This is a genomic window from Streptomyces sp. NPDC020983 (genome assembly GCF_044333485.1).
GTDB lineage: Bacteria > Actinomycetota > Actinomycetes > Streptomycetales > Streptomycetaceae > Actinacidiphila.
In genome coordinates this window covers 233,343-239,891 of the sequence record NZ_JBIRRA010000015.1, presented here as the reverse complement: position 1 = coordinate 239,891, position 6,549 = coordinate 233,343, and the positions used below count along the sequence as shown (strand labels likewise).

Here is a 6,549-nt window from a genome sequence, read left to right as displayed (position 1 = left end):
ACCACAACGTCCACCCGGCCGTCCTGGTTCCCCGCGGCCGCCGGAGGCCGGGGGCCGTGGGGGGGGGGGGGGGCCCCCCCCCCCCCCCCCCCCCCCCCCCCCCCCCCCCCCGCCCGCCCCTCAGAGGCCCTCGGGGTCCTCCATGCGGTCCAGCACGGCCGCCGGGTCCTCGCCCGCCGGCTCCGGTGCCTCCGATTCCGCCTCCTCCTCGTCCTCCCACAGCGAGAACCACACGGTCTTGCCCTCGGACTCCGGGCGCACGCTCCACTGGCCGGACAGGATGTCCAGCAGCATCAGCCCGCGGCCCGACGACGCCAGTTCGCCCGGGTTGCGCTGGTGCGGCAGCTCGTCGCCGCTGTCGGACACCTCCACCCGCAGCACCCTGCGGCCCGGCTCGCCGGTCAGCGACGCCGCCAGCGACGCCGCCTGGTCGGTGTGCATCAGGACGTTGCCCACCAGCTCCGACGTCAGCAGCACCGCGGTGTCCACCTGGTCGGGCTGCGCCCAGTCGTGCAGCAGCGCCTGCAGCTCGGCGCGGGCCTCCGACAGGCCGTGCGCCTGGTCCTGCTCGATCGTCAGCACGAGCCTGCGCTCGGGCACCGCCCGCTGGAGCACCCCGGCGTCGCGGCGCAGCAGCACCAGCGCGATGTCGTCCTCGTTGCGCGGCGCCAGGTCCGGCCGGGCGCCCGCGGCCGCGCGCTCGCCGCTGCCCCCGGGGCCGCGCTGCGCCGACTGCGCCAGCGGGTGCTGCACCGCGCGGATGAGGGTGTCCGCGATGCCCTCCAGGTCCTCGGCCGGGCCCGGCGAGAAGGCGTCCCTGACCCGCACCCAGCCGCTGTACATGTCGTGCCCGCCGGTCTCGATCAGGCCGTCGGTGCACAGCATCAGGATCTCGTCGGGCCGCAGCTCCATGTCGGTGACCGGGAAGTCCTCGGTGCCGGGCATCAGGCCCAGCGGCAGCCCGCCGCCCACGTGCTTGAGCATGCACGTGCCGTCCGCGAGCCTCAGCACCGGGTGGGGGTGGCCGGCCCGGGCGATGTGCAGCATGCCCGACGCCGGTTCGGCCTCGATGTACAGGCACGTCGCGAAGCGGTCGTCGTCGAGGGCGGCCAGGAAGCGCGAGGCGCGGGCCAGCACCGCGTCCGGGCCGTGGCCCTCGGCGGCGTAGGCGTGCACGGCGGTGCGCAGCTGCGCCATCAGGGCGGCCGCGTGCACGTCGTGGCCCTGGACGTCGCCGATGACGACGGCGAGCCGGCCGCCGGGCAGGTTGATCACGTCGTACCAGTCGCCGCCGACCACCAGCCCGCCGCCGGTCGGGATGTAGCGGGTCGCGACCGTCAGGCCCGGGACGGCGGGCGGGCTCGCACCCATGCTGCGCCGCAGCCCGCGGGACAGGGCCAGCTCCGCGGTGCCGGTCCGGGTCCGCTCCAGGGCCTGTGCGACGAGCCGGGCGGTCACCACCAGCAGCGCCCGCTCGTCCTCGGTGAAGGCCACCGGCTCGCGGAACGCCATCAGGCACGCCGCGCTGACGCTCCCCGACGTCACCAGCGGCAGGAAGGCCCACGAGCTGCGCCCGTACCGGGCGGCGACCGGCCAGGTGGCGGGGAAGCGGGCGCGGTAGTCGTCGGCCGAGGACAGGTAGACGGGGCGGCCGGTGTCGATCACCTCGACGGCGGGGAAGGGGGCGTCCCTCGGCATCCGGAAGGCGTCCTCGCCCTCCTGGCGCCGGAATCCGTACTGGCCGAGCACCTTGAGGAACTTGTCGGTCATGCCGAAGACGACCAGCCCGTCCAGCGCGAAGCCGGGGGCGAAGAGCCTGGTCACCGCCTTGAGCGCGGCGGACAGCGTGTCGGCCTCGGCCAGGTCGTGACCGGCCTCCAGCAGCGCGGCGTCCCGCAGCCGCCCCTCGGCGAACGAGCCGCCCCCGCCCGGAGCGGAACCGGGACCGGCGTCCGGGGGAGGGGCGCCCGGGTGGTCCGTGATGCGGTTCATGGCGTCGATCTGCCGCTGCCCGTCCGGGTCGGCCGGCACGGCGCCGCGGGACCGGGCCCGCGCGGGCCCGCCGGACGCCGCCTGCGTGTCGGCCTCCGACGGCTCGCGCGGCGCCGGACGGCCCGCTCCGTTGCCCATCCCGGCGCCCTCTCGCCGCAGCGGTGGTCCTGTCCGTACCCATGCTGGGCGACGGCGCCACTCCCCGCATGCGGAGCGCCACCGCCCGGGGCCGGGGGCCGCGACGCCGGGGGCGATGTGCCCTCCGGCCGGGGGAGCTGGCATGCTCGGACACGTGGGTGAACGCATCATCGCCGCGTGTGACGGGGCATCGAAGGGCAATCCTGGACCTGCGGCCTGGGCCTGGGTGATCGCCGACGACCGGGGTGAGCCGGTCCGCTGGGAGGCCGGCCCGCTGGGCAGCACCACCAACAACGTCGCCGAGCTGACCGCGCTCGAACGGCTGCTGGAGGCGGTCGGCCCGGAGGTCGCGCTGGAGGTCCGGATGGACTCCCAGTACGCGATGAAGGCCGTCACGACCTGGCTGCCCGGGTGGAAGCGCAAGGGCTGGAAGACCGCCGCGGGCAAGCCCGTCGCCAACCGGGAGCTGGTGGTGCGGATCGACGCGCTGCTGGCCGGGCGCACGGTGGACTTCCGCTACGTGCCCGCGCACCAGGTCGACGGCGACCGGCTCAACGACTTCGCCGACCGCGCCGCGAGCAACGCCGCCGTCGTCCAGGAGCCGGCCGGCAGCGCCCTCGGCTCGCCGCCGCCCCCGCGGACCCCGGACACCGTGCGCAAGGCGCCCCGCCCGGCGCGCCAGGGCGGCTCCGCGGGCGGCACGGGCACCTCCGGCGGCGCGCCGGGCGGCGGCCCGGCCCGTACCCTCAAGGCCAAGTACCCCGGCCGCTGCCGCTGCGGGCGCGGCTGGGCGCCCGGCGAGCCGATCGCCAAGAACGCCGACGGCTGGGGCCACCCCGACTGCCGCTGACCTGCCGCCGTGACCGCCCCGGCGGCCTGCTGACCTGCTGACCTGCGGTCCGCCGCCGTACGCCACCGCCCCCGTCCCCGCGCACGACGCGCGGCTGGCGGGGGCTTTTGCATGCCCGGGCGCTCTCGCGCGGCCGCCCTCCGGAGCGGGGAAGTGCCCGCGCCGGTTCGCGCGCGGGGCATTGACGTCCGCACCCGGCGGCCCTACGGTCGTCCGCGTCGTACTTCGTACGTCATATATGAGACCTGATACGTGAGATCTGAGAGCCCCATGACCTTCGCTCCCACCCCGATCCCGTCCCGGACGCAGTACGTCCTCGAAGCGATCAAGCACCGCATCCTCACCGGGCAGCTCAGCCCGGGGCAGGCCCTGGTCGAGGCGGACCTGGCGGCGCAGTTCGGGGTGTCCAAGACCCCGGTGCGCGAGGCGCTCAAGACGCTCGCCGGGACGGGCCTGGTGGTCATGAGCCAGTACAAGGGCGTCACCGTGCGGACCGTGGACGCCGCCATGGCCCGCGAGGTCTACGACGTGCGCCTGCTGCTCGAACCGGAGGCCCTGCGCCGCACCATCGCCCGGCAGGCCTCGCTCGCCGACGCGCAGGAGGCGCTGGAAAGGGCGGCCCGGGCGGAGGACCGGGCCGACCGCAGCCTCGCCAACCGGGACTTCCACCGCGCCCTCTACCTGCCGTGCGGCAACCCGCTGCTGGCCAGGATGCTCGACGAGCTGCGCGACCAGGCCGCGCTGGTGTCCACCGTCGCCTGGGCCGCCGACCCGTCGTGGGAGCAGGAGGCGAGCGAGCACGAGGAGATCCTCCGGCTGGCCCTGGCCGGCGCCGCGAACGAGGCGACGCGGCTGCTGCACACGCACATCGCGGTCTTCTTCCGCCGTGCGTTCCCCGACGACGAGGAGGGTGTCTGATGGACCGTTCCGCGCTCACGGCCGCGCTCGCCGGTGTGGTGGCGATCCCGGTGATCCCCTTCGGCACCGACGGCGGCATCGACCGGGACGCCTACCGGGTGCTGCTGCGGCGGCTGCTCGACGGCGGCATCCGCGCCGTCACGCCGAACGGCAACACCGGCGAGTTCTACGCCCTGACCCCGCAGGAGCGGCAGGCGGTCGTCCTCGACACGCTCGCCGAGACCGCGGGCATCCCCGGCGCCACCGTGATCGTCGGGGTGGGCCACGACCTGCCGAGCGCGATCGGTGCGGCCGAGCACGCCCGGGACTGCGGGGCCGCGATGGTGATGGTGCACCAGCCCGTCCACCCGTACGTCTCGCGGGACGGCTGGGTCGCCTACCACCGCGCCGTCGCGGAGGCGGTGCCGGAGCTGGGCGTCGTGCCCTACATCCGCAACCCCCTGCTGGACGGCGGGTGGCTGGCCGAGCTGGGCGGGCACTGCCCCAACGTGATCGGCGTGAAGTACGCGGTGCAGGACGCCGCCCGCTTCGCCGCCTTCGCGCGGGACGCCGGGCTGGAACGCTACGTGTGGATCGCCGGCCTCGCCGAGCTGTACGCGCCGGCGTACTTCGCGGCCGGCGCGACCGGCTTCACCTCGGGCCTGGCCAACGTGGCGCCGTGGATCCCGCTGGAGATGCTGGCCGCGCTGCAGGGCGGCGACTACCCGGCCGCGATGAAGGTGTGGGAGCAGATCCGCGCCTTCGAGGACCTGCGGGCCGCCCGGCAGTCCGCGGACAACGTGACGGTGGTCAAGGAGGCGCTGGCCTCGCTCGGCCTGTGCCGCCGCGAGGTCCGCCCGCCCAGCAGCGCGCTGCCCGAGGAACGGCGCGCCGAGGTCGCCGCCGCGGTGGAGGGCTGGGGGCTGTGACCGGCACCGGGAGCACGCGGCGGCCGCTGCGCAGCAGCGCGTGGTACGACGGCGACGGCCTGCGGGCCTTCAGCCACCGGGCCAGGACCCGGCAGCTCGGCTACCTGCCCGAGGAGCACCTCGGCAAGCCGGTGATCGCCGTGCTGAACACCTGGTCGGACATCAACCCCTGCCACAGCCACCTGCGCGAGCGCGCCCAGGCCGTCAAGCGCGGGGTGTGGCAGGCGGGCGGCTTCCCGCTGGAGTTCCCCGTCGCCACGCTGTCGGAGACCTTCCAGAAGCCGACCCCGATGCTCTACCGCAACCTGCTCGCGATGGAGACCGAGGAGCTGCTGCGCTCCTACCCGGTCGACGGCGCGGTGCTGCTCGGCGGCTGCGACAAGACCACCCCCGCGCTGCTCATGGGCGCCGCCAGCGCCGACCTGCCCGCCCTGTTCGTCCCCGCCGGGCCGATGCTGCCGGGCCACTGGCGCACCACGGTGCTCGGCTCGGGCACGGACATGTGGAAGTACTGGGACGACAAGCGCGCCGGCCTGATCGGCGACTGCGAGATGGCCGAACTGGAGAGCGGCCTGGCCCGCTCGCCCGGCCACTGCATGACCATGGGCACCGCCTCCACGCTGACCGCCGCCGCCGAGGCGCTCGGCATGACGGTGCCCGGCGCCTCCTCGATACCCGCGGTCGACTCCGGGCACGAGCGGATGGCCGCGGCGAGCGGCGCCCGGATCGTCGAGCTCGTCCGGCGGGACCTGCGCCCTTCGGCCGTCCTGACCCGCGAGGCGTACGAGGACGCGGTCACCACCGTGCTCGCGCTCGGCGGGTCCACCAACGCGGTGATCCACCTCATCGCGATGGCCGGCCGCTCCGGCGTGCCGCTCGCCCTCGACGACTTCGACCGGCTGGCCCGTACCGTCCCCGTGCTCGCCAACGTCCGCCCCGGCGGCCGGTACCTGATGGAGGACTTCCACTTCGCCGGCGGACTGCCCGGCCTGCTGTCCCGGATCAGCGGGCTGCTGCACCTGGACCGGCCCACCGTCGCCCACGCCAGCCTGCGCGAGCAGCTGGCCGGCGCGAAGGTGCACGACGACGACGTGATCCGCGACCCGGCGCACGCGCTCGCCGCCGAGGGCGGCATCGCGGTGCTGCGCGGCAACCTGTGCCCGGACGGCGCGGTCATCAAGCACATCGCCGCCGAGCCGCACCTGCTCACGCACACCGGCCCGGCCGTCGTCTTCGACGACTACCGCACGCTGCAGGCGACCGTGAACGACCCCGGACTCGGCATCACCGCCGACAGCGTGCTCGTCCTGCGCAACTCCGGGCCGCTCGGCGGGCCCGGCATGCCCGAGTACGGCATGCTCCCGATCCCCGACCACCTGCTCAGGCAGGGCGTGCGCGACATGGTCAGGATCTCCGACGCCCGGATGAGCGGCACCAGTTACGGCGCGTGCGTGCTGCACGTCGCCCCCGAGTCGTACGTCGGCGGGCCGCTCGCGCTGGTCCGCAGTGGCGACCCGATCACCCTCGACGTGCCGGGCCGCACCCTGCACCTGGACGTCGACGACGCCGAACTCGACCGGAGACGAGCCGAGTTGAAGCCGCCTCCGGCCCGCTACGGGCGCGGTTACGGCGCCCTCTACCAGGACCAGATCACCCAGGCCGACACCGGATGCGACTTCCGCTTCCTCGCCGCGCCCGGCGACGTCCCGGAACCCCACGTGTCATAGCGAAGGAGCCCCGGTC

The 6,549-nt window shown here is 75.2% G+C and carries 5 protein-coding genes; 4 read left to right on the top strand and 1 reads right to left on the bottom strand.

From position 1 onward, the window contains the following. Positions 1-120: 120 nt before the first annotated feature. Positions 121-2,130 carry a SpoIIE family protein phosphatase gene (locus tag ACH4SE_RS30070; protein ID WP_398546664.1) on the bottom strand — a complete coding sequence of 670 codons (2,010 nt, stop codon included), beginning with the start codon at positions 2,128-2,130 and terminating at the stop codon, positions 121-123. Between the two features lie 142 nt (positions 2,131-2,272). Between ACH4SE_RS30070 and ACH4SE_RS30065 the strand changes: the two genes are divergently transcribed. The 4 genes from ACH4SE_RS30065 to araD all read left to right on the top strand — a co-directional run bounded on the left by ACH4SE_RS30065 (position 2,273) and on the right by araD (position 6,533). Further along, positions 2,273-2,980: a ribonuclease H gene (locus ACH4SE_RS30065; protein WP_398546663.1), complete on the top strand. Its 708-nt coding sequence runs from the start codon at positions 2,273-2,275 to the stop codon at positions 2,978-2,980. A 270-nt stretch (positions 2,981-3,250) separates the two neighbouring features. Beyond that, positions 3,251-3,898: a GntR family transcriptional regulator gene (locus ACH4SE_RS30060; RefSeq protein ID WP_398546662.1), complete on the top strand. Its 648-nt coding sequence runs from the start codon at positions 3,251-3,253 to the stop codon at positions 3,896-3,898. Continuing rightward, the gene (locus ACH4SE_RS30055; protein WP_398546661.1) at positions 3,898-4,806 is read left to right on the top strand and encodes a dihydrodipicolinate synthase family protein; all 909 of its coding nucleotides are present in this window, start codon (positions 3,898-3,900) and stop codon (positions 4,804-4,806) included. The genes ACH4SE_RS30060 and ACH4SE_RS30055 overlap by 1 nt, the downstream gene beginning before the upstream one ends. After that, positions 4,803-6,533: an L-arabinonate dehydratase gene (gene araD, locus ACH4SE_RS30050; RefSeq protein ID WP_398546660.1), complete on the top strand. Its 1,731-nt coding sequence runs from the start codon at positions 4,803-4,805 to the stop codon at positions 6,531-6,533. Before ACH4SE_RS30055 ends, araD begins: the two co-directional genes overlap by 4 nt. Positions 6,534-6,549: the final 16 nt, after the last annotated feature.